The organism is Sinorhizobium sp. 7-81 (assembly GCF_030124405.1).
In the GTDB taxonomy this organism is placed as follows: Bacteria; Pseudomonadota; Alphaproteobacteria; order Rhizobiales; family Rhizobiaceae; genus Sinorhizobium; species Sinorhizobium psoraleae.
The window spans coordinates 650,892-673,861 of sequence record NZ_JASKLT010000003.1 but is presented as its reverse complement, the minus strand read 5'-3'; the positions used below and the strand labels follow the sequence as shown (position 1 = coordinate 673,861).

Sequence of the window (22,970 nt, the reverse complement as noted above, 5' to 3'; positions counted from 1 at the left end):
GCTGCTGATTGTGGAATGGGAGCCTCAGCGCCCGTTGCGGACCATCGGAAATCAGTTAATGGATGGAGAGCTCATTGGAGGGTCTCTGATTGTGCGCCTGAACCAGGTGACAGTTACGATGCCGGACTTGGACGCGGGATGGCGTTTCTATTCCACGCTGGGCCTCAAGCCTGTGGTTGACGCGCGTCCCCGGTATGCACGTTTTGTTTGCCCGGACGGAGAGAGCACCTTTTCCCTGGTTCAGGGCGAAGGTGGTGGCCGCGGAACAACCGTGTATTTCGAGTGCGAGAATCTGGACGCAACGGTCCGCGCTCTTCGCGACGTCGGCCTCCAGTTCGCAAGCGAGCCCGAGGATAAGAGCTGGCTCTGGCGAGAGGCCGAGCTATTCGACCCCGGCGGAAACCGAGTGGTCCTTTACTTTGCCGGACGGAATCGCATCGATCCTCCGTGGCGCGTGTTCCCACGGTGACGCGACACGGACGGAGCGCCTTGTGACAAGGTTTCCGGACGAAAAACCTTTCCCGGAATTGCTCTAACTACGCCCGGTCAGCCGCTCAGGGGGCTGTCGGCGGGGGCGTGACTCCCAGGTAGTAATCGCCCTGGTGGCTACCCTGGTATTCGTTGGTATAGCGATCGCGGGCTGCGCCGAGGTTGGCCGGCGGTATCCGCTCGACGTAGATGCTGCCGGTCGGCGCCGGATCGACATAGATCACTCCCGGGGGTGCCGGCTCGACATAGACGCTGCCTGTCGGCGCGCGATCTACATAGTACATGTCGGCAAGGGCCGGCCCGGCCGCGCCGAAAAGGGCGGCGGAGAGGACGAATGCAGCGGATGATGTTCTCAGGGATACTCTCATGGCATTGCTCCTGTTCCGTTCGGCATCCGGCCGCGGCACGCCCCATCGGACATGCAAAGGCCGCTTCGATGCTGCGGTCGGAAGAATAACGCCTTATCGGTCAGACCGTTCCGACGGTCGTGAGGACTCCGGGGGGTACCGGATACGGATTCCGGCAAATTCTCGGTTCCGTTATCCCGCAATCCGGATCGGCGTGCCGTCCGGCACCCGCGACCAGATTTCGCGCATTTCCTCGTCGGTGACGGCGATGCAGCCGTCGGTCCAGTCGAGGAAGAGGTGGAGCCGGCCGATGAAGCCCCAGCCATTCGGCAGGCCGTGGATCATGATGTCGCCGCCGGGGTCTTCGCCGGCGGAGGCGGCGCGGGTCTTGTCGGCTGCGTCGGGGTAGGAGATGTGGAGGCTCAGGTGGTAGCGCGATTTCGGGTTGCGCCAGTCGATCAGGTAGTCGCCCTCCGGCGTCCGCCGGTCGCCCTGGCGCTCCTTGTGGCCCAACGGATTGCCGCCGAGCGACACACTGTATTCGCCAAGCGTCGTGCCGTCGCGCAGCAGCCGCAGGGTGCGCTCGGACTTGTCGACGAGCACTTCCTTGGCCTGGAGCTCGGGCGCCGCCATTTCGGGCGGGGTGCCGGAGCCGTGGTTTCCCGCCGAAAGCGTGTAAACGCCGGCGCCGGCGATGAGGAATATCGCCGCCAAAAGCGTTTGCTTCAATATCCGTAAGACCGTCATCGAACGTCCGTTATCGAGAACTAAAAAGCGGGGTGAGGAAAAGTGTGAAGCGGTTTTTCGTCCCACCCCGCGCCAAAAAAAGCGGGGTGAGGAAAAGTGTGAAGCGGTTTTTCGTTCCACCCCGCGCCAAAAAAAGCGGGGTGAGGAAAAGTGTGAAGCGGTTTTCCGTCCCACCCCGCGCCAAAAAAGCGGGGTGAGGAAAAGTGTGAAGCGGTTTTCCGTTCCACCCCGCGCCGACCATGTTTGCCTAAAGGATAAAAACATGCAGCAGTTCAAAGTGCTACAGCGATTTTGTGCGTCTGAAAGCATGCACGGCGCTGCACGCATCGCTATGCAACCTACGTGCCGGTTTCGCGTTGTTCTACTACATGGCGGCCGTTTCGATCGGTGCGTGTGATCGGCGCGTTTTGCGAGCGACAAAATCGCGATTTTTCCGCGCCGGGCGACGCTCCACCGCGATTCGGCCATTATTGACAGGAATGATTTCCTGTTGCTGCATAATTGCTTGAACCGGAACAGGATTTCGGGACAGAATTATGCGGCAGGTTCAAGGTGCTGCGGCGTCCTTTGCGCGTCATGTCCGACGGCGGGCGCCGTAGAGGAAAAGGTGAAGCCAATGAAGAGGCTAGCAATCATTGCCTTGTCGCTGGCGACGGCGCTGACCAGCGTCCCGCCCGCCATGGCGTTTCCTACCATTGTCGTGCCGAAGATCGATGTTCAGGAGGCAGAGCCGGTCCAGTACAGGCGCTACCGTGGCGGCTATCGCGGCGGCTATCGTGGTGGCTACCGTGGTGGTTATCGCGGCGGCTATTACGGGCATCGACGCCATTACGACGATGACGATGACGAATTGGGCTGGGCGCTCGGCGGGTTAGCGGCCGGCGCGATCCTCGGCGGCCTGTTGGCGCAGCCGAGGTATTACGGCCCAAGCTACTACGATCCTGGCTACTATGGCTCGGGCTACCCGGCCTATCGCCCGCGCTACTATGGTGCGCCGCGTTATTACCGCCCGGCCTATGGCGGCAATGCGCACACGCGCTGGTGCTTTGCGCGCTACCGGTCCTACAGGGCTTACGACAACACGTTCCAGCCCTATTACGGCCCGCGCCAGCCCTGCGTCTCGCCCTACTATTGACGGCGAGCCTGCGTGAGGCGATCTCAAGCGCCGTGCGCCCTTCCGGGCGCGCGAAGGTCTCGGTCGCGACGGTCCGAAACTTTTGACGCCCGCGTCATCGAGCCGGAAGGTGCCTTCAAGCGCCGCCGACTTGCGGCGCTGCCGGATTCCCGTGATGAGCGCAGGAAGAGGGCGTTAGCGGCTGCGGCCGGGCAAAAAAACCGGCGACGCGGCGGACGGTAAATGGTCATCGCCCGTGGGCGGTTTTTACCGCACACCTCATTCCCGTTACTCGGCGCGTCTGCGCCTGAGCGAGTCCCTTGGCACCGGACGCGCGGCGCCATAGGGCGAGCGGGCGCTTTTCCGAATCGTGCGTCCTTTCGCCGGCAGATGGTATAAGGTGGCGCGTTGGATCATTTCCTCCATGAAAATCGTTCCCTCTTGAGAAAAGGGAAAAGGTGAAGCCCGTTGAAGATTGCAGCCACCATCGCGCTTGCGCTTATAACCGCCGCCTCCAGCGTGCCGCCGGTCGCGGCCCAGACGACGTGCATCGGCATATGCCCGCCGCTCAGGGGCGATTACGGAAAGACCTACCGGAACAACCCCGCGGGTCCCTCCCGCCACGAGCTCTTCATCGACCGGGAATACCGCGACTTCCTCAACAGGCGCTATCCGAGCTATGGCGGGCGCTTTCGCGGCCAGCGCTACGACATCGGCATCGGCCCGGGCGCCATCGTCGGCGGCCCGCCGCCCGCCGCGCTCGACCGGGGCCGCGTGCGCCAGCGGCTCCGCTACGACGCCACCGCGCATGCTCGCTGGTGCCGCCAGCGCTACATCTCGTACCGGTCGACCGACAACACGTTCCAGCCCTTCGACGGGCCGCGGCGGAGCTGTGACTCACCGTATAATTGAGGCGGGGTAGGGGCGCCTGAGTGTGTTGCCGCCGGAATCGGGCGAGGCCGTGAGGGAAGGGCGCCTCGACCGCTTGCGACCGACGCGTCTAAATCGACTGCGATTCAAGCGGTAGCTGGACGAGGAGAAAATCCGATGACCAGCGAAAAGGCTGAAGGATACGAGCTCCGACTGGAGGGCCTCCTGGATGCGCCGCGCGCGAAAGTGTGGCGCTGCTGGACGGAGCCCAGGCTCTTGGAGCAATGGTTCGCGCCGCAGTCCTGGACGACCGAGGTGAAGATCCTCGAGCCCCGCCCCGGCGGCACGTCTCACATCGTCATGCGCGGCCCGAACGGCGAGGAGTCGGACGGCGTCGGCGTGTTCCTGGAAGCGGCTCCGGAGCGTCGGCTGGTGTTCACCAACGCCTTTGCCCCGGGCTGGATCCCCTCCGCCCAACCGGCGGTCGTTCCCTTCATGACCACGATCGTCGAGATGTCCGACGAAGGCGGCAAGACCCGCCATGTCGTGCGCGCCCTGCACTGGACTGAGGAGGCGCGCAAACAGCATGAGGAGATGGGCTTTTATGAAGGCTGGCGACAGACGACCGGCCAGCTCGAAGCTCTCGCCCGGACGCTCTGAACCGGACCCCAGGATAACGGGAGGCCGCACATGACGGTCGCCGCGGCAGGGCCGGGCCTGACCCGGTAGCGCCGCCGCTTCAATGTTGCCCGGATCAAGCTGATGCGGCAGCGCACAATAGCGGTTGTCCTTGACGGCTCATTTTCATATAAGGGCACCACTCACCACGGACCCGGTGAAACTCCGGGTGGCTCTTCTGGCCGCCGATCCGCCAGACAACGCAACAGCATCAAATCCAAGCAGGACCTCCCGCCTGCAGCGATCCAGCGTGTTACAGCGGCCTTTGTGCGTCCGAAAAGACGCATGGCGCCGTAGCGCAGTACTTTTGCGAAGAAAAATCATGACATTGACAATTGCCAGCTACAAACGCGAATGGTTCTCCAGCATCCGCGCCGACGTCCTTTCGGGCATCGTCGTGGCGCTTGCCCTGATACCGGAGGCGATCGGCTTCTCGGTCATTGCCGGCGTCGATCCGAAGGTGGGGCTGTTTGCCTCCTTCGCCATTGCCTGTGTTTCCGCCTTCGCCGGCGGCCGTCCGGGCATGATTTCGGCGGCGACCGCCGCCACCGCCGTGCTGATGGTCACGCTCGTCAAGGAGCACGGTCTCGAATACCTCTTCGCCGCAACGCTGCTGATGGGCCTCATCCAGATCGCAGCCGGCTTCCTGAAGCTCGGCCGGGTCATGCGCTTTGTCTCGCGCTCGGTCATCACCGGCTTCGTCAACGCGCTTGCCATCCTGATCTTCATGGCGCAGCTTCCGGAACTCATCGGCGTGCCGCAGGCGACTTATGTGATGATCGCGGCGGGATTGGCGATCATCTATCTCTTCCCCTATGTCACAAAGGCCGTTCCTTCGCCTCTGGTCGCGATCGCCGTTCTGACCGGCATCGCCTACTGGACCGGCATGGATATCCGCACCGTCGGCGACCTTGGCGAATTGCCCTCGAGCCTGCCGATCCTTGCCCTGCCTCACGTGCCGTTCACGCTCGAGACGCTGCAGATCATCTTCCCCTATTCGGTGGCGCTGGCCGCGGTGGGGCTGCTTGAATCCCTGCTGACCGCCCAGATCGTCGACGACATGACGGACACGACGAGCAACAAGAGCCAGGAATGCATCGGTCAGGGCGCGAGCAACATCGCTTCCGGCCTCATCGGCGGGATGGGCGGCTGCGCCATGATCGGCCAGTCGGTCATCAATGTCAGTTCCGGCGGGCGAGGGCGGCTCTCGACGTTCGTCGCCGGCGCCTTTCTCCTCTTCCTCATCCTCGTTCTCGACGATCTCGTGCGGATCATCCCGATGGCCGCCCTCGTCGCCGTCATGATCATGGTGTCGATCGGCACCTTCTCCTGGCGCTCGATCGTCGATCTCGGCCGCAATCCGCTGCCGTCCTCCGTCGTCATGCTGGCGACGGTCGTCACCACGGTCGGCACGCACGATCTGGCCAAGGGGGTGCTCGTCGGCGTGCTGCTCTCCGGCGTGTTCTTTGCCGGCAAGGTCGCGCGCCTCTTCCATGTGCGCTCGACGGTCGACGAGAGCGGGAAGGTGCGCACCTATCATGTCGACGGCGAGATCTTCTTCGCTTCGACCGAGGCCTTCATCGCTGCCTTCGACTTCGCCGAGCCGCTCGAGAAGGCCATCATCGATGTCAGCGAGGCGCATCTCTGGGACATCACCGCCGTCGGCGCGCTCGACAAGGTCGTGCTCAAATACCGCCGCCATAATGTCGCCGTCGAGGTTATCGGGCTGAACGAGGCGAGCGCGCATATGCTCGACCGGTTCGCCGTGCATGACAAGGGTGAGGGCGGGGCACTGACGGCGCATTGAGCGGGCCGGCAACGGAACCCACATGGCAGTCGCGGCTCTTCCGGCTGGAAACCGGCGATGGCTGGCAGGTGGGGTCCTGCCGTGCGTTTTTCTTTCTTCGGGCAGTTTCCTGCCTGGAAACGCACCTTCTCCGATCGCCGTGGCGCCGCAAGCGTCCGGCGGAGGGCTCCAATGGCCTGCGTACCTGGCGGTGTGGTAAGGTCCCCGTTCGGCCCATCTGGAGAGGCCATCTGGAGAGTGCCATGACGGGTGCATCGACGTTCAACGCCAGCACTGGTGAGGGTTATGAACTGCAGATGGGGCGTTGGAGCCGCCGGCTTGCTGTACCGTTTCTGGCATTTGCCGGGGCCTCGAGCGGTGAACGCGTGCTGGACGTCGGCTGCGGCACCGGCAGCCTGACGTTTCTATTGTCCGAGCGGCCCGACCTCGAAGCGATCTGCGGAATAGACTACGCGCCCGCCTACATCGAGCACGCGAGCCGCAGCAATTCGGATCCGCGCGTCTCCTTCCGCGTCGGCGACGCATGCGCTCTGCCTTTCCCCGACGCGGCATTCGACCGGGTCCTGTCGCTCCTGATGCTGCACTTCGTTTCCGAGCCGCATCGGGCCGTCGCGGAGATGCGCCGCGTCGCGCGGCCGGGAGCGACGGTCGCGGCCACCGTATGGGACGCGCGCGGCGGCTTCGTCGCCGGTCGCATGTTCCTCGATACCGCGGCTACGCTTGATCCCACCGCTGGATTGCTTCGGGCGCGCGCCTGCACGCGCCCGATGACCCGGCCGGGCGAACTGGAATCGGCCTGGCGTCAGGCCGGCCTTGCCGAGGTCGAGACGGCAGAGCTTGCGATACGCATGGAGTACTCTTCCTTCGACGACTACTGGGCGCCATACCTCGGCAAGGATGGGCCGGGTGCCGAATACGTCGCGACACTCGATGACAAGGCACGCATGAGACTGCGCGATGCGGTCCGTTCCGCTTACCTCGACGGTGACGTCGATGGCCCGCGATCCTACATGGCGGTCGCCTGGGCCGTGAAGGGAATCGTGGCACCCTGAGCCTGGGGAGCGCGCATCTGCTCGATCGGTTCGCCGTGCCTGATAAAGGCGAGGGCGGGGCGGCGCAGTGCCCCCTCATTCCTGTGCTCGTCACAGGAATCCAGCAGCGGCCAAGTCCTTGGGCGCGAAAGACTCCGCTGGATTTCACGGTCCCGCTTCCGGTGTCTGCTTACGTCCAGGCGCTGAATGCAAGTCATTCACGGCGCCGACGCGCCGTGGCTGGATCCCTGTGACGAGCACAGGGATGAGGGCCGGGAGAGAGCACTGTCGGCCGGTACGGGAACGGGAGCTCTCCGCAATTCCGGACGGAAGCTGGAATTGCTTAGGCCGGACGCTCCGCCATCACCAGCAGCAGGAAGGCGGCGAGGTCTCGCCAGCGGGCGAACCGGGGAACGGCGTCGCAGGCCTCGGGCGATGGCTGCGGCTCTTCAATTCGCCTGATCCGGAACCCGGCCGCGGCGATCGCATTGAGGTAATCGCCGATCGTTCGGGGAAAGCGCGGCACGGCGAACGGCACGACCTCCTCGTCCTTCGGGCGGTCTCCAAAGCGCCAGTGCTCGGTGAAGCTGGTCCGATCGAAATAGTTCGAGACGCAGAGCGCCACCGTGCCTCCCTCGCGATCCTTCTCCCAATGCAGCCCCGGCGTGATGAAGCAGGGATGAAGAACGCTGAAGGCGATGAAGCCGCCGGGGCGCAGCAGCCGATGGGCCTCCTTCATCGCACCTTCGAAATCAGGCCCGTCCATCAACGCCATGGTGGAAAGGACGGCATCGAAGGAGGCATCGGGAAACCCTGTGTCGGCGCTGTAGGACGACACCCTGTAGCCGATCCCCAGCGGGTCGGCCTCTTCCTCCCGGCGGGCGTGATCGATCAGCCGTTCGGAAATGTCGATGCCGGTCAGCCGGGCACCCATCCGTGCGAGCCGCCGCGTGTTCGTGCCCTCGCCACAGCCGAAATCGATGACGTCAAGGCCATCGAGCGGCGGCAGGAATTCCTGAAATGCAGGGAAGGTGAAGAGGTCGCGGTAAACGTCGTAGCCACCCCGGACATCGCGCGTCCACTGATCGGCATTCGCGTTCCAGCGCGCGGCCACTTCGGCGTGAGACCCATCCGTCATTGCGCAACCTCCTGCTGCATGATTCCTTAAATCGGAATCGATTCATGGGCAAAGCCATGCGGAAATTCAAAGCGCCACAGGGTTACGTCCCAGGCGGAGGTAGCGCGCGCCCAATCCGGCGAAGTGTCCACAGAAACAATGCAGTTTGAGGATACCCACCCGCAGGCGCTTCGGGTAGCGTGCGCATCAGGATTAGGAGGACACATGGGCCTATCAGATATTTTCGGTCGACTGGTCGCACTGATCGGCGCCGTAGCAATCCGTTTGCGGCACCAGGACGGTGATTCTCTGGAACCGGCCTATGGCAGCGCACCGAAAATCCCGAGAGCCAAGCCGCAGGGCATTCCGACCCTGAAGATGCCCACAGCCAAGGGATGGACAGCGGAGCAAGTGCCGACTGCGGCGGCCGGGCTCAAGGTGAACGCATTTGCAGCCGGGCTCAAACATCCCCGTTGGATTCACGTGTTGCCGAATGGCGACGTACTGGTCGCCGAGGCACTGAGCGAGCCGGGGGGCATCAAATCCGCCTTCGACTACGCCATGTTCAGCACAATGAAGCGCGCTGCCGCAGTGGGCGCAAGCCCGAACCGCATCACGCTGTTGCGGGATGCGGATGGCGACGGCGTGGCCGAGACACGTACGGCATTTCTCGAGGGACTCAATCAGCCGTTCGGCATGGCGTTGCTGGGCGATACGTTGTACGTCGGCAACACGGACGGGGTGGTTGCATTCCCGTATGCAACGGGCGACACGCGTATCGGCGCGACGGGGCGAAAGCTGACGGACTTCAAGCCCGGCGGGCATTGGACGCGGAGCCTGCTTGCGAGCCGCGATGGACGAAAGCTTTTCATCGGCGTCGGTTCGCTCAGCAACATAGGCGAGCGCGGCATGGCGGCAGAGGAAGGCCGGGCCGCCATTCACGAGCTTGACCTCGAGAGTAGTGAGTGCCGCATATTTGCCTCCGGCCTGCGCAACCCGGTGGGCATGGCGTGGGAGCCAACGACGGATGCGCTCTGGACGGTGGTCAATGAGCGCGACGGCCTGGGCGACGAAACGCCGCCCGACTATCTGACATCGGTGCGCGACGGCGGCTTCTATGGATGGCCCTATTGCTACTGGGGGCAGATCGTGGACGACCGGGTGCCGCAGGACCCGGCGATGGTCGCAACCGCTCTGACGCCGGACTATGCCTTGGGCGGGCACACTGCATCGCTCGGCCTTTGCTGGCTTCCCGCAGGCACTCTGCCCGGCTTCCCGGACGGTATGGTCATCGGGCAGCATGGCTCCTGGAACCGCAGCACGCTGCGCGGCTACAAGGTTGTCTTCGTGCCGTTCGTGAACGGACGTCCAGCCGGGCCTCCGCGCGACATTCTGACCGGTTTCCTTTCGCCTGACGAACGGGCGTCCTATGGACGGCCGGTTGGGGTTACCATCGGCCCGGACGGCTCCCTGTTGGTGGCGGACGATGTCGGCGATGTGATCTGGCGCGTGACGGGCGAGTGAGGCTGAACGCGCAACGGGCGCCGCGCACCGCAGGGGCCATGGCGTTGCGGTCATGGCATTGCGCGCTTGTCAATCTTCGTCGCCGATAAAGCGGTATCCGACGCCCGGCTCCGTGCGGATGATTCTCGGGTCGGCCGGATCGCGTTCGATCTTCCCACGCAGCTGGCCTATGAAAACTCTGAGGTAGTGCAGGTCTTCGCCGTGCGCCACACCCCAGACCGAGGTGAGCAGCGCCTTGTGGGTGACAACGCGGCCGGCATGCCGCGCGAGCATGACGAGCAGGTCGTATTCCTTCGGCGTCAGCCGCAGCGCCTTGCCGTCACGGCTCACCAGCCGCTTGATGATATCGACCGTCAGTCCGTCGGCAGCAAGGCTCGTTTGGCCGCCCTCCATCTGGATACGGTGGCGCAACGCCGTGCGAATGCGTGCGGTCAACTCGCCGATGCCGAAAGGCTTTTCGATATAATCATCAGCGCCGAGATCGAGTGCCGCAACCTTTTCGCTTTCCCGATCACGCGCCGAAAGAATGATGATCGGCACATTCGACCATGCGCGTAAATTGGTGACAACGTCCTTGCCGTCCATGTCCGGCAGACCGAGGTCAAGGATAATCACGTCGGGTACGCACGTCGCGGCTGCCTTCAGCGCCTCGCCGCCGGTGATCGCCTCAACAACTTCGTATCCGGCAGCCCCGAGGGCAGGGCGGAGAAACCGCTGGATTTGCGGTTCGTCGTCGACCACCAGAATGCGCGCAGCCTTCATCGCTACTCCTTCTCCGGCAGCTGATGCTGGGCTGCGGGCAGGCGCATGGAAATGCGCGTGCCGCGCCGCCGGACTGCAGGGCTTTCGGCCTTGATCTGCCCACCCATCGCCTCAATGAAGCCCTTGGCTATCGCAAGCCCGAGCCCCGTCCCGAGCGAGCGGCCGTCCGGTTTTCCCTTCCGGAAAAACTTGTCGAAGATTCGTTCGAGATCGCCCGGCGGGATGCCCTTGCCGAGGTCGGTCACGGCAAGGACCAGCTCGTCGCCCTCGCGTCGGGCGTAGATGCTGACCGGTTCATCGCCGCCGAAGCGGTTCGCGTTGTCGAGCACGTTGAAGAGCACCTGGCCGAGCAGCACGCTATCGCCGCGTATGAACGGCAGATCGGCAGAGATGCTCGTTTCAAAGACGCGGTCGGGGAAATACTTTCGCGCTCGCTCCACGGCCGAACGAACGACATCCGCGACATCGACCCAGTCACGCTTGGCGTTCACCGTTCCCGCCTCGACGCGCGTCATGTCAAGCAGGTTGGCGACGAAACGCGTCAGCCTCTCGCTTTCTTCCTCGATCGATTTCAACAGGTCGTCACGACTTTCGGCGGGCATCCGGTTGCCGAGTTGTCGAAGGCTCGTCACCGCGCCGGTGATTGTCGCCAGCGGCGTTCTCAGATCGTGCGACATGGAGGAGAGCAGCGCGGCCCGAAACTTGTCCCCCTCGAGCTGCGCAGCCCGATCGAGGCTCTCGCGGGAAAGCCGCGCGCGATCGATTGCGATGGCCGCCTGGTCGAGGACCGGTGCGAGCGCCCGCTCCTCATCGGCGTCCAGTGGCTGGTCCTTTTGCAGGAAACCGCATACTCCGACAACACCGTGCGGACTGAGAAGCGGCCGGAACTGGAACGAGATGTTCGGCAGTGTTCCGGTATCGTCGCCGGCTGCCTCGCTTTTTTCGAAGGCCCAGCGTGCAGCCATCATGTCGGTCATTCCGAGTTCGGTGTCCGGCGGCCAGGCGGCCTTCAGGGCAATGTCGCCATCTTCCGGCACCAGAAGCACGGCGTTACGCCTTAGCGTGGTCTGTATCTGGGTGACTGCGGCGCACAGCACATCCTCGGCATTGGCGGTACCGGAGAGCTTTCGGGAGAAATCATAGAGCGCCTGCATTGCCGCCGCACGCCGCTGGGCCGCCTTTGCCTGGTCGCGCACGCGAGATGCCAGCCCGCCGGCAAGGATGGCGGCGACGAGAAAGACGAAGAGGGCGAAGACCTCGTGCGGCTCGGCCACGGTGAAAGTACCGATGGGGTCAATGAAGAAGAAATTGTAAGCAAGCACCGACAGCAGTGCCGCCCCGATCGCCGCGATGTAGCCGGCATAAGTAGCCGAGATGAGCACCGCCAGCAGGTACAGAAGCGAAATATTTTGCAGAACAATGAAGCGCTCGATCAGCAGCCCGATCACCGTGGCCGCTGCGGCGGAGGCGCCGGCGATGGCGAGCGCGCGCGCTGTATTCCTGGGAAGCGTCGGAAACCGCGGTCTCTTTGGCTTTTGGACCGGCTCATCCTTGTCGGTGACGAGGTGAATCCCTATCCCCGACGCCCGCGCCGCCAAGGCATCCGGCAGAGAGCGCCGGATAAGTCGAAGCGGGAACCGGTGGCGCCGCGTGCCGATGACGATCTGCGTCGCATGCTCCCGCCTCGCGACTTTGAGAATCTCCTCGACGAAATCGCTGCCTATGATGCGGCGCGTCTCCGCACCCAGTTGCTCGGCGAGCCGAAAGGTCTCATCGAGCTGCCGCATCGCCTCGCTGTCTGCCACCTCATGGTCCGCCCGTTCGATGGAAACCACGATCCAGTCGGCGTTCAGGCCCGAAGCGAGCCGGCTTGCCGTCCTCACCACCTTGTCCGACAGCCGGTCCGGCCCGATGCAGACGATAAGCCTTTCGCCGGCCGCCCAGGGGCCCTCGATGGCGTTCTGCCGGAGGTAGTCGACCATCTGGTCGTCGACCCGGTCGGCGGTGCGCCTGAGCGCCAGTTCGCGCAGCGCCGTCAGGTTGCCGAGCCGGAAGAAGCGGTCCACGGCGCGTTTGGCGTTGTCGGGCAGGTAGATCTTGCCCTCCTTCAGCCGCTCGATGAGCTCGGCCGGCGGCACGTCGACCAGAATGACATCGTCGGCGCGTTTCAGCACCGTATCGGGGATGCGCTCGCGCACCGGGACGCCGGCGATCTGGGCGACGACATCGGAGAGGCTTTCCAGGTGCTGGATGTTGACGGCCGTCCACACGTCGATGCCGGCGTCGACAAGCTCCTTGATGTCCTGATAGCGCTTTGGATGGCGGCATTCGCCGATATTGGTGTGGGCGATCTCGTCGACGACGATGACGCGCGGACGGCGGGCGAGCGCCGCGTCGAGATCGAATTCGGAAAGAGTGCGGCCGCCATGGACGACCTCGCGGCGCGGCAGCACCTCCAGCCCTTCGAGGAGCGCAGCCGTCTCGCCGCGGCCATGCGTCTCCACAAGCCCGATGACGATATCGGCGCCCTCCTCCTTCAGGCGCCGCGCCCGCAGGAGCATGGCATAGGTCTTGCCGACGCCGGGCGCGGCGCCGAGGAATACCGTCAGTTTCCCTCTGTTGCCCTGTTCCGCCAGCGCCAGCAGGGCATCAGGATCGGGGCGGCTCGTCAGCTCGCGGTCATTCTCGGGCATTCAACATCTCGAAGTCGCTCAGGCCCCGGACGCGTCCAGGGCGAGGTTCAGTTCTAGCACATTGACGCGCGGCTCGCCTATGATCCCGAAGAGCCGGCGCTCCGTTGTCCTCTCGACGAGAGAGGCGACGTCGGCTTCGGAAAGGCCCCTTGCTTTCGCGACGCGGGCGACCTGGGCTCTTGCGAATTCCGGCGAGATGTGCGGATCGAGACCTGATCCCGACGCCGTGGCGGCGTCGGCGGGAACATCGCTGCCGATGCCTGTGGCGCGGAGCCGTTCGATATCGGCGGCAACCCGCTCCTTGAGCTTGACGGATGTGGTGCCGAGATTGGAGCCGCTGGACGCACCGGCATTGTAGGCATCCGGGCCCGTCGCCGAAGGACGCGGCCAGAAATATTTCTCGGAGACGAGGTTCTGGCCGATCAGTTGGGAACCGATGACGGTGCCATGCTTCAGGATCAGGCTGCCATTGGCCTCAGCCGGCATCAACGCCTGCGCAGCGCCGGTGATCGCCAGCGGATAGGCGAGACCCGTGATCGCAGTCAGACCCAGGATGAAGACGAGGGCGGGGCGAAGTTGCTTGAACATGATCACACCAGATTGAGGTTGGAGACGACGACGTCGATGAGCTTGATCCCGGCGAAGGGCAGCACGAGACCGCCGAGGCCGTAAACCAGCAGGTTGCGGCGCAGGAGCGCGGCCGCGCCGACGGGACGGTATGTGACGCCCTTCAGCGCCAGCGGAATGAGCGCCACGATGATCAACGCGTTGAAGATGACGGCCGAGAGGATCGCCGACTGCGGCGAGCCGAGGCCCATGATGTTGAGCGCGCCGAGCGCCGGATAGGTCGTCACGAACAGCGCCGGGATGATGGCGAAATACTTCGCTACGTCGTTGGCGATCGAGAAGGTGGTGAGCGAGCCGCGCGTCATCAGCAATTGCTTGCCGATCCCGACGATCTCAATGAGCTTGGTCGGGCTCGAATCGAGGTCGACCATGTTCGCCGCCTCGCGGGCGGCCTGTGTCCCGGTCTGCATGGCGACACCGACATCGGCCTGGGCAAGCGCCGGTGCGTCGTTGGTGCCGTCGCCGCACATGGCGATGAGCCTGCCGCCCTTCTGCTCCTTGCGGATATAGGCGAGCTTGTCCTCCGGCGTCGCTTCCGCGAGGAAATCGTCGACGCCCGCCTCGGAGGCGATTGCCGCAGCGGTGATGGGGTTGTCGCCGGTCACCATCACCGTGCGGATGCCCATGGCGCGCAGCGCTGCGAAGCGCTCCTTGATGCCGGGCTTGACGATGTCCTTCAGGTGGATGACGCCGAGAAGCCCGCTGCCATCCGCCACCGCAAGCGGCGTGCCGCCGGTGCGGGCTATCCGGTCGACCGCCTGGCGGAACTCGACGGGGACCTTATCCTCAGCGAGGCCGGCGAATTTCAGGACCGAGTCCACCGCCCCCTTGCGCAGCCGGCGACCGCCATGGTCGACGCCGGAAAGCCGGGTTTCGGCGGCGAAGGGAATGATCGCGTCGATTCTCGCATCGGGCGCCCGCCGTCCGAACTCGCCGGTTGCGAGCGCGACGATCGAGCGGCCCTCCGGCGTCTCGTCCGCGAGACTGGCGAGCAGCGCCGCATCGGCAAGCTCCGCCTCGGTGACGCCCGGCACGGGCAGGAAATCGCTCGCCATGCGGTTGCCGAAGGTGATCGTGCCGGTCTTGTCGAGGAGCAGCGTATCCACGTCGCCGGCGGCTTCGACGGCGCGGCCGGAGGTGGCGATGACGTTGAAGCGCACCAGCCGATCCATGCCGGCAATGCCGATCGCCGACAATAGCCCGCCTATGGTCGTCGGGATCAGGGTGACAAGCAGTGCGGCGAGCACCGTGACCGAAAGCACGGTCGCGGAATAGCCGGCAAGGCCCCAAAGCGTGACGACGGCGATCAGGAAGATCAGGGTCAGGCCGGAGAGCAGGATCGACAGCGCGATCTCGTTCGGTGTCTTCTGCCGCTGCGCCCCCTCGATGAGGGCGATCATGCGGTCGACGAAGGTCGAGCCGGGCGCCGTGGTGATGCGGACCTTGATCCAGTCGGAAAGCACCTCCGTGCCGCCGGTGACGGCAGAACGGTCGCCGCCAGCCTCGCGGATCACCGGCGCCGACTCGCCGGTGATCGCGCTCTCGTTGACCGAAGCCACGCCTTCGATGACTTCGCCATCGCCGGGGATCAGTTCGCCGGCCTCGACGAGGACGAGGTCGCCGACCTTCAGCATGGTGGCCGGGATCTCCTCCGTCTCCCGCCCCTCGGGGGACAGAAGCTTGCGCGCGGCGAGCTCCGATTTGGTGCGGCGCAGGAAGTCGGCCTGGGCCTTGCCGCGCCCCTCGGCGACCGCTTCGGCGAAGGTGGCGAAGAGCACCGTGAACCACAGCCAGGCGGCGATCTGGCCCGAAAAGAGCGGGCTTCCGCCAGCGGTGACGAGATCGCGGACGAAGAAGAGCGTGACCATCGCCGCCACGACCTCGGTCACGAAGATCACGGGGTTGCATACGAGCTGGCGCGGGTCGAGCTTGATAAAGGCTGCCTTCGCCGCCGGCAGAAGGATCGCCGGATCGACAACGCCCGCAGCCATTGCTTTCTTGGACATGGTGGTTTCCTTCAAAAGGTCTGGCCCGCGAGCATGGCGAAATGCTCGATGATCGGACCGAGGGCGAGCGCCGGGAAGAACTGCAGCCCGCCGAGAATGAGGATGATGCCGATCAGGAGGCCGACAAAGAGCGGCGTGTCGGTCGGGAAGGTGCCCTTCGAGGCCGGGACGCGCGCCTTGGCGGCAATGGAGCCGGCGATCGCGAGCACGGGGACGGCATAGGCGAAGCGGCCGAGCAGCATCGCGACGCCAAGCGTGGTGTTGTACCAGAGCGTATTGCCCGAAAGCCCGCCGAAGGCCGAACCGTTGTTGCCGGCGGCGGAGGTGAAGGCATAGAGGATTTCCGAAAGGCCGTGCGGGCCGACGGTGCCGATGCTGGCGACGGCCGAAGGCAGGACGGCGGAAATCGCCGTGAAGCCGAGGATTGCGAGAGGCAGGATCAGCACCGCGAACATCGCATATTTCATTTCGCGCGCTTCGATCTTCTTGCCGAGCAGTTCCGGCGTGCGGCCGACCATCAGACCGGCGACGAAAACGGCGAGGATCGCGAAGACAATCATGCCGTAGAGGCCGGAGCCGACGCCGCCGGGCAGAACCTCGCCGAGTTGGATGAGGAACATCGGAACGAGGCCGCCGAGACCGGTGAACGAACCGTGCATGCCGTTGACGCCGCCGTCTGAAAGGCCGGTCGTGACCGTCGCATAAAGCGCGGTCATGGCCTGGCCGAAGCGGACTTCCTTGCCCTCCATATTGCCCTGCGCCGGATCGAGCCCGAGCGCGGTGAGGATCGGGTTGCCGGCCGCCTCCGCCCAATAGACGACGCCGACGCTGACGATCAGGAAGGCGAAGGTAACTGCGATGAAGGCCCAGCCCTGGCGGCGGTTGCCGACGAGCTGACCGAAGGTGTAGAGCAGCGCCGCCGAGAGCGACAGCATGGCGAAGATGTTGAGGTAGTTCGATAGCGCCGTCGGGTTCTCGAAGGGATGCGCGGCATTGACGTTGAAGAAGCCGCCGCCATTGGTGCCCAATTGCTTGATCGCCTCCTGGCTGGCAACCGGACCGAGCGCGATCGTCTGCCTTACGCCTTCAAGCGTCGTCGCCTCTACGGACGCGCGAAATGTCTGCGGCAGGCCCATCGCCACGAAGGCGAGCGCCACGACGACGGCGATCGGCAGGAGCACGTAGAGGGTCGCACGGGTGAGGTCGACCCAGAGGTTGCCGACCGTAGACACGGCCGAGCGTGCGAAGGCCCTCGTCACGGCAAGCGCGATCGCGATGCCGCTCGCGGCGGAAACGAAGTTCTGCACCGTCAGGCCCGCCATCTGGCTGAAGTGGCTGAGCGTCGTCTCGCCACCGTAGTTCTGCCAGTTGGTATTGGTGACGAAGCTGACGGCGGTGTTGAAGGCGAGATCCGGAGGCACATTGCCGAAGCGCTGCGGGTTGAGGGGCCGCAAGGCCTGGCATCTCAGGATCGCGTAGAGCGACACGAAGCCCGCCATGCTGAAGGCGAGCATGGACAAGGTGTAGGCGAGCCAGCCCTGCTCTTTCGCCGGATCGACGCCGGCGGCGGCATAGAGGCCGCGCTCGACGGGACCGAAAATGGGCGAGAAGACGTTGCGCCCGCCGGAAAGGACCTGAGCCATGTAAAGCCCCAGCGGCTTGATGACGATCAGGACGGCGAGGAAGAGGAGGCTGATCTGCAGCCACCCGATGACAGTCATGGGAATTCTCCGTGGAGGCGGGTCAGAAACGTTCGGGCCGAACGAGCGTCACGAGCAGGTAGGCCGCGAGCGCAATGGCAACGGCGAGGCCGATGAGGGCTTCGAACATCGAACCTCCTACAGCCGGCTGAGCGTGCGCGCGTATACCGCAAGCACGATAAAACCGCCGATGCTGGCGGCAATGAAAAGAATGTCGGACATGGGCATTCTCCGATTGTCTGTGACATCCGGATGATGCTCCTGCCTCGGGTCAAATATCGATTGGGATCATTGGGCGGCCGCGTAAGGGAAAGATAAAGAGCCGGAATGGGCGCGGGAGCACAATTACGTGCGGGCGCGGACAGGCAGCGGCGCCATTGATCCGTGAAGTAATTGATCCGTGAAGTAGAATTTGGCGATGACGAGAGCATCTGTCGCAAAGTCAGGAATTTCGGCGCGCCTTTACTTCCGCGGGCTCGCCTGCCGGAGCAATGCCCGGTTTTGATCGAGCTACTTTCGTGCTAGAGTAGCCGAAAAATTCGGGGGCCATGTCTTGAAACGGGAGGAAGAAACATGGCTATTCAGGTCCCGACGGATTTCCGCCGTGTGATCATTGCCGCGTCGGTTGGAAACATTATCGAATGGTATGACTTCTATATTTTCGGGAGCCTGGCCGCGGTTCTGTCGGTCAAGTTCTTCGAACAGTCGCACCCGGTCGCAGCTCTGTTGAGTACGATTGCGCTGTTCACCGCGGGCTTCCTGATCCGTCCGCTCGGAGCGTTTCTCTTCGGCTGGATGGGTGACAGGGTCGGCCGCAAATACACGTTCCTCATCACGCTGAGCGGCATGGGGCTCGGCACCGGCGCGATCGGGCTGATCCCGACCTACGAGGCGATCGGCCTCACCGCTGCGTTCCTTCTCTTCGGCCTGAGGATGATCCAGGGCCTGTGCCTGGGGGGCGAGTATGGCGGCGCCATCACCTATGTCGCCGAGCATGTGCCCGACGAACGCCGCGGCTACTATACCGGCTGGCTGCAGACCTCGCCGACGCTCGGGATCGTGGTGTCGCTGGCCGTGATCATCGCGACGCGCACCTATTTCGGCAACGAGGTCTTCGACGCCTGGGCATGGCGCGTGCCGTTCCTGGTGTCGTTCCTGCTGGTTGCGGTCGCCATCTACATCCGGCTGCAGCTCCAGGAGACGCCGATCTTCGAGGAGATCAAGGCCAAGGGGCAGATGACGCGAAACCCTTGGAAGGAAGCCTTCCTCAGCTCCAACATCAAATATGTCGGGATCGCCACCATCGTGCTGATCGGGCAGGGGGTGGTCTGGTACAGCGGCCAGTTCTGGGCCTTGTACTTCCTGCAGCAGGTTTCCAAGGTGGACGCGCTGAGCTCCTCCTACATCGTCGGCGCAGCGCTGCTCATCGCAACGCCGAGCCTGATCTTCTTCGGCTGGCTCTCCGACATCATCGGCCGCAAACCGGTGATCCTCGGCGGCATGCTGCTTGCGGCGATCACCTACTATCCGCTCTATCTGTGGCTCGGAACCGTGACGCAGCCCGACAACATCAATTATCCGACCGCGATCTTCATCATCTTCATCCTCGTCTGCTATGTCGGGATGGTCTATGGCCCGGTCGGGGCGTTCCTGGCGGAATATTTCCCCGGCAGGATCCGCTACACCTCGGTGTCGGTGCCTTATCACATCGGCAACGGCTGGGGCGGCGGCCTGGTGCCCTTCGTCACCTCGGCGGCCTTCGCGGCCACCAACAGCATCGGCTACGCGCTGATCTATCCGATCGCGGTGCCTGCCGTGTGCTTCCTGCTCGCCCTGTACCTGATGCCCGAGACCCGGCAGGTCAGCATATGGAACCCGGTCGAGCCTAAAGTGGGGTGAGGAGAGGCGGCCCCGGAATTGCGTGGACTGACGGAGAGGATCGGCGCGGCCCCATCCTCTCCGGAGCCTTCGCCTCCTGACCGTATTACAGCTTGGGGCAGCCGCTATTCTCCCGCGCCGCAGACGCGGCGCTGCTGGATTCCTGTGACGAGCACAGGAATGAGGAGAGCGGGGGGTGTGGCAGAGCGAAAAGAGCTGGCGGCGGAGTGTTCGGCGGCCGATGCGTCGATGCAGCAATTCGAAGTGCGACGGCATCCTTTGCGGCGCTGTAGCCGCAGAACAATGGCCGCCCACGTCGCGTTGGTTTCCGCAGTCGCGGCCGGCAGCAGGTTGCCTCACCTCGGCCGGGCGCTGCCTTCGTACATGAAGGTCATCGGCTTTGGTCCGGCCATGTAGCCGGTCTCGACACGGTCGATCCGAAAGCCGGCGCCCTCGATCATCGAGCGGATCGGCCGGTTGAGGTGACAGCCGCCGCCGATGCGCCGCCAGATCGGCGTGAGGCAATTCTGGCACCAGCGCACGCCGCGGTCGGGCGACAGCCCGTGTTCGACAAACAGCAGCGTCCCTTCCGGCCGCAGCACCCGGCGCATTTCCGACAGAGCCGTGTCGGCCCCCGGAATCGTGCATAGCGTCCAGGTCGTCACCACCGTGTCGACGCTCCCGTCGTCGAGAGGGATCGCCTCAGCCGAGGCCTCGATGAAATCGACCCGTACGCCGGAATGCGGCGCGCGGCGGGCCATCTCCAGGAGACTCGGGGAGGGCTCGAGCGCCAGGACTTCCCGGACCGTCGTACGATAGAAAGGCAGGTTGAGGCCGGAGCCGGCGCCGATTTCCAGGACACGGCCCGCCGCCGCGCCGATCACCCGCCGGCGATAGGGGTGCAGGCGGTCGTTGCGCATGGAACGATCGCAGAGTTTCGGCAGGATGACGTCGCGGTAGATGCCCATATGCGCCCCTCCCGTTTCAATTCTCCCGCAGGTTCCGGCTTCTGACAAGCCGGCGTCCGCAAAGCCTGTCATAACCGGGCAAGAGCGCCGACTACGCCCGAACAGGACGATATCCGCCCCCGAGGCAGGGATACAGGCGTCCCTGCCAAAGCCAGTGTCAGAGAGGCGCGAGCCGCGACACATTTCCTTGGAATCGGCGTCCGCTTTGCGCCGATATCGGCCGTAGAGGAACGCTCCTCACCGGTAAGCGATCGGTTCTCGAGGTCAATCCAACCCGTCAATTCAGGCCGGCACGGGCAAGTCCCTCGATCAGGCGCGCCCGATCCTCGGCGCGGACGAAAGAAGATGTCGCTCCGACCGCGTCCCGTGAGATGTCAGGGACTAGCGACTTGAGCCGTCCGAGCAAGTCCGTGGCAGCCTCCTGGTTGTCCAGAAGTCCGGCACAGGCCGTGCCGATGATCAGCGGAACCGCGTGGCCGGACCGCAAGCGATGCGCCTCCCGTGCATAACTCAATCCAAGCTCGTAATTCGCGCCCTGGAAGTAAGCCATGGCGTAGTAGAACTGAAAGTCGCCGAGGAAAGCCTCGCGCGGGCTCAGTCTGAGGGCGTAGTCGATGCAAGGAATGGCGTCCGCCGCGCGGCCCCCGTTGGCATGCGCAAGTCCCAACTGGCCGTGTGCAAACGCGGAGTTGGGGTTGATCGCGACAGCCTGGCTGATCGCCGCCATCGCCAGGACATTGTCACGCGTCGCAAAGGCTATCATCGCCTGCGCAAGGTAAGCCCACGGTTCCTTATCGTCCGCGGCAATGGCTTGTTGGACGATACCCCTGGAAAGGGCCAGGGCAAGTCCCATGTGCTCCCACCCCTGGAACGCGCGCCACACCGTAATCCAACCTTTCATGGCGAGCGCCTGGGCATAATCGGGAGCCAGTCCGATTGCCCGATCGAGCAGGGGGAGCATCTTCCGGCTGCTCTCCTCAGACAACTGGGAACACAGGAACACCGCCCGCACGACACATTCCCAGGCATCAAGGCCATGATGCGGCTTGGGGCTTTCGCGGGCATGCTCTGCCGCCAGGAGTTCCGGCCCGATGCGGCCGACGACGCTTGCGGTGATTTCGTCCTGAATGACGAAGATGTCGCCGAGGTTGCGGTCGTACCTCTCGGCCCAGAGATGGGCTTCGGAGGCCGCATCGATGAGCTGCGCGGTCACCCTCAGGCGGTTGCCGGACTTGCGGACACTCCCCTCGAGAACATAGCGGATCCCGAGTTCGCGCCCGATGGCGCGCACATCCACGGGCTTTCCCTTGTAGGTGAACATCGTGTTGCGGGCGATCACGAAGAAGCCCTTGAGCCTGGATAGCGCGGTGGTGATGTCCTCAGTGAGCCCATCGCTGAAGAAGTCCTGCTCCGGGTCGGCGCTCATGGCGTTGAAGGGCAGCACGGCAATGGATGGTCGGTCCGGAAGCGCGGGCCTGGGCGATGCCGTTCGTGCGGTCGTCCCTTCCAGAAGGGGGCGGTACAGTCGCACCGGCCGCTCCATGTTCTTGAGCGCGCGTTCGCCGACGTACTCGTAGTCGCAGTCAAGCTTGCCCTGAAGGTGATCGTACGCCGTGCCGGAAATGCAAATGCCGCCTGGATCCGCCAAGGTCTGGAGGCGGGCCGCGATGTTGACGCCATCGCCGTAGAGATCCCCATCAACCTCGTGGATCACATCACCGAGATTGACGCCGATCCGGAAGATGATGCGTCGCTCCGTTGGGATATCGGCCTGGTTCTCGGCAACGCCCTTCTGGATGGCGACCGCGCACGCGACGGCATCGACCACCGAACCGAATTCCACGAGCGCACCGTCGCCCATCAGCTTGACAATACGGCCCTGATGCTCGGCCAGCAGCGGATCGATCACCTCCCGGCGCAGAACCTTCAGGGCCGACAACGTCCCAGCCTCGTCATGTTCGACGAGGCGTGAATAGCCCACGACGTCAGCGGCCAGGATCGCGGCCAGCCGCCGCTCCGCTCTTGCAGTTGCCATGGCTGTCTCTCCCTCAGGAGATCCGCCGGATGAAGCCCAGGCGATTGACGCGACATGCACCATCCGGCTGCCCGACACCGCGACCGTGCTGGTTCATGATACCACTGAGACGGCCATGTTGCGACGCTTCACGAGAGTGCCGCCTTCAACAGGAACAGGATCCGCGAAGCGGTCTCAGGCCTCGGGCTCGTGGCAAACCACTTCGATGTTGTGGCCGTCCGGACCAATGACGAAAGCCGCATAGTAGTTCGCGTGGTAGTGCGGGCGCAGACCGGGCGCACCATTGTCTTTGCCACCTGCCTCCAGAGCCGCGCGATAGAAAGCTTCGACTTGCTGGCGATTTTCGGCCGTGAACGCCAAGTGAAGATGCGCCGGCTTCTCTTCGGTCTGGTACAGGCACAGGGAAGCCTTCCCCTTCGGGCTAAGCTCGACGCCGTAGGAAGGCGGCCCCTCCGAGACCACAGCTACGCCGAGCGGTTCGAGTGCCTTGAGGAAGAACGCCTTGCTCGCCGCATAGTCGCTGACTCCGAATTTGACGTGGTCGAACATGAGTCCTCCTGAAGCGTGGGTCCTCGCG

20 protein-coding genes and 1 other annotated feature are annotated in these 22,970 nt (G+C 64.2%); of the genes, 8 read left to right on the top strand and 12 right to left on the bottom strand.

The features are described from left to right. Nucleotides 1-91: 91 nt before the first annotated feature. Entirely contained in the window at nt 92-469 is a 378-nt protein-coding gene (locus QN224_RS15835; protein ID WP_283977455.1) for a VOC family protein, read from the top strand. Between the two features lie 85 nt (nt 470-554). Here the strand turns inward: QN224_RS15835 and QN224_RS15830 are convergent, their stop codons facing one another. Continuing rightward, nucleotides 555-857: a hypothetical protein gene (locus QN224_RS15830; protein ID WP_283977454.1), complete on the bottom strand. Its 303-nt coding sequence runs from the start codon at nt 855-857 to the stop codon at nt 555-557. 171 nt (nt 858-1,028) lie between these two features. Continuing rightward, nucleotides 1,029-1,583, bottom strand: coding sequence for a murein L,D-transpeptidase family protein (locus QN224_RS15825; protein WP_283977453.1), 555 nt, complete (start codon nt 1,581-1,583; stop codon nt 1,029-1,031). Between the two features lie 616 nt (nt 1,584-2,199). Between QN224_RS15825 and QN224_RS15820 the strand changes: the two genes are divergently transcribed. The 5 genes from QN224_RS15820 (at nt 2,200) to QN224_RS15800 (ending at nt 7,104) form a co-directional block, all read left to right on the top strand. Next, nucleotides 2,200-2,718, top strand: coding sequence for a BA14K family protein (locus tag QN224_RS15820; protein WP_283977452.1), 519 nt, complete (start codon nt 2,200-2,202; stop codon nt 2,716-2,718). A gap of 447 nt (nt 2,719-3,165) precedes the next feature. Further along, nucleotides 3,166-3,609, top strand: coding sequence for a BA14K family protein (locus tag QN224_RS15815; RefSeq protein WP_269283003.1), 444 nt, complete (start codon nt 3,166-3,168; stop codon nt 3,607-3,609). A 135-nt stretch (nt 3,610-3,744) separates the two neighbouring features. Then, nucleotides 3,745-4,227 carry an SRPBCC family protein gene (locus tag QN224_RS15810; protein ID WP_283977451.1) on the top strand — a complete coding sequence of 161 codons (483 nt, stop codon included), beginning with the start codon at nt 3,745-3,747 and terminating at the stop codon, nt 4,225-4,227. 165 nt (nt 4,228-4,392) lie between these two features. Further along, nucleotides 4,393-4,448 (top strand) — a sequence feature (sul1 is cis-regulatory element that is thought to sense ions involved in sulfur or methionine metabolism; They are found in Alphaproteobacteria). Between the two features lie 119 nt (nt 4,449-4,567). After that, complete coding sequence (locus QN224_RS15805; RefSeq protein ID WP_283977450.1) at nt 4,568-6,052, top strand: SulP family inorganic anion transporter; 1,485 nt, start codon at nt 4,568-4,570, stop codon at nt 6,050-6,052. Nucleotides 6,053-6,294: 242 nt separating this feature from the next. Continuing rightward, nucleotides 6,295-7,104 (top strand): class I SAM-dependent methyltransferase, encoded by an 810-nt coding sequence (locus QN224_RS15800; protein WP_283977449.1) that lies wholly within the window; start codon nt 6,295-6,297, stop codon nt 7,102-7,104. Between the two features lie 322 nt (nt 7,105-7,426). On the opposite strand, the gene QN224_RS15795 is transcribed toward QN224_RS15800, so the two are convergent. Next, nucleotides 7,427-8,221, bottom strand: coding sequence for a class I SAM-dependent methyltransferase (locus QN224_RS15795; RefSeq protein WP_283977448.1), 795 nt, complete (start codon nt 8,219-8,221; stop codon nt 7,427-7,429). Nucleotides 8,222-8,425: 204 nt separating this feature from the next. Here QN224_RS15795 and QN224_RS15790 point away from each other — a divergent pair, with 204 nt between their 5' ends. Further along, nucleotides 8,426-9,724, top strand: coding sequence for a sorbosone dehydrogenase family protein (locus tag QN224_RS15790; protein ID WP_283977447.1), 1,299 nt, complete (start codon nt 8,426-8,428; stop codon nt 9,722-9,724). A 69-nt stretch (nt 9,725-9,793) separates the two neighbouring features. Here the strand turns inward: QN224_RS15790 and QN224_RS15785 are convergent, their stop codons facing one another. Genes QN224_RS15785 through kdpF form a run of 6 tightly spaced genes read right to left on the bottom strand, consistent with a single transcriptional unit; the run spans nt 9,794 to nt 17,642 of the window. Then, nucleotides 9,794-10,486, bottom strand: a complete 693-nt coding sequence (locus QN224_RS15785; protein ID WP_283977446.1) for a response regulator — start codon at nt 10,484-10,486, stop codon at nt 9,794-9,796. A gap of 2 nt (nt 10,487-10,488) precedes the next feature. Beyond that, the gene (locus QN224_RS15780; RefSeq protein WP_283977445.1) at nt 10,489-13,179 is read right to left on the bottom strand and encodes a sensor histidine kinase KdpD; all 2,691 of its coding nucleotides are present in this window, start codon (nt 13,177-13,179) and stop codon (nt 10,489-10,491) included. 18 nt (nt 13,180-13,197) lie between these two features. Further along, nucleotides 13,198-13,767 (bottom strand): potassium-transporting ATPase subunit KdpC, encoded by a 570-nt coding sequence (kdpC, locus tag QN224_RS15775; protein ID WP_283977444.1) that lies wholly within the window; start codon nt 13,765-13,767, stop codon nt 13,198-13,200. A gap of 2 nt (nt 13,768-13,769) precedes the next feature. Continuing rightward, nucleotides 13,770-15,812 (bottom strand): potassium-transporting ATPase subunit KdpB, encoded by a 2,043-nt coding sequence (gene kdpB / locus QN224_RS15770; RefSeq protein WP_283977443.1) that lies wholly within the window; start codon nt 15,810-15,812, stop codon nt 13,770-13,772. 11 nt (nt 15,813-15,823) lie between these two features. Further along, nucleotides 15,824-17,533: a potassium-transporting ATPase subunit KdpA gene (gene kdpA, locus QN224_RS15765; protein ID WP_283977442.1), complete on the bottom strand. Its 1,710-nt coding sequence runs from the start codon at nt 17,531-17,533 to the stop codon at nt 15,824-15,826. A 22-nt stretch (nt 17,534-17,555) separates the two neighbouring features. Continuing rightward, nucleotides 17,556-17,642 carry a K(+)-transporting ATPase subunit F gene (gene kdpF / locus QN224_RS15760; RefSeq protein ID WP_173513349.1) on the bottom strand — a complete coding sequence of 29 codons (87 nt, stop codon included), beginning with the start codon at nt 17,640-17,642 and terminating at the stop codon, nt 17,556-17,558. 443 nt (nt 17,643-18,085) lie between these two features. Here kdpF and QN224_RS15755 point away from each other — a divergent pair, with 443 nt between their 5' ends. Next, the gene (locus tag QN224_RS15755) at nt 18,086-19,411 is read left to right on the top strand and encodes an MFS transporter (protein WP_173513039.1); all 1,326 of its coding nucleotides are present in this window, start codon (nt 18,086-18,088) and stop codon (nt 19,409-19,411) included. 335 nt (nt 19,412-19,746) lie between these two features. Here the strand turns inward: QN224_RS15755 and QN224_RS15750 are convergent, their stop codons facing one another. From QN224_RS15750 to QN224_RS15740, 3 genes are all read right to left on the bottom strand, one after another. After that, the gene (locus tag QN224_RS15750; protein WP_283977441.1) at nt 19,747-20,358 is read right to left on the bottom strand and encodes a class I SAM-dependent methyltransferase; all 612 of its coding nucleotides are present in this window, start codon (nt 20,356-20,358) and stop codon (nt 19,747-19,749) included. Nucleotides 20,359-20,635: 277 nt separating this feature from the next. Further along, nucleotides 20,636-22,393, bottom strand: a complete 1,758-nt coding sequence (locus QN224_RS15745; RefSeq protein ID WP_283977440.1) for an adenylate/guanylate cyclase domain-containing protein — start codon at nt 22,391-22,393, stop codon at nt 20,636-20,638. A gap of 174 nt (nt 22,394-22,567) precedes the next feature. Then, nucleotides 22,568-22,942, bottom strand: a complete 375-nt coding sequence (locus tag QN224_RS15740) for a VOC family protein (RefSeq protein WP_283977439.1) — start codon at nt 22,940-22,942, stop codon at nt 22,568-22,570. Nucleotides 22,943-22,970 lie beyond the last annotated feature (28 nt).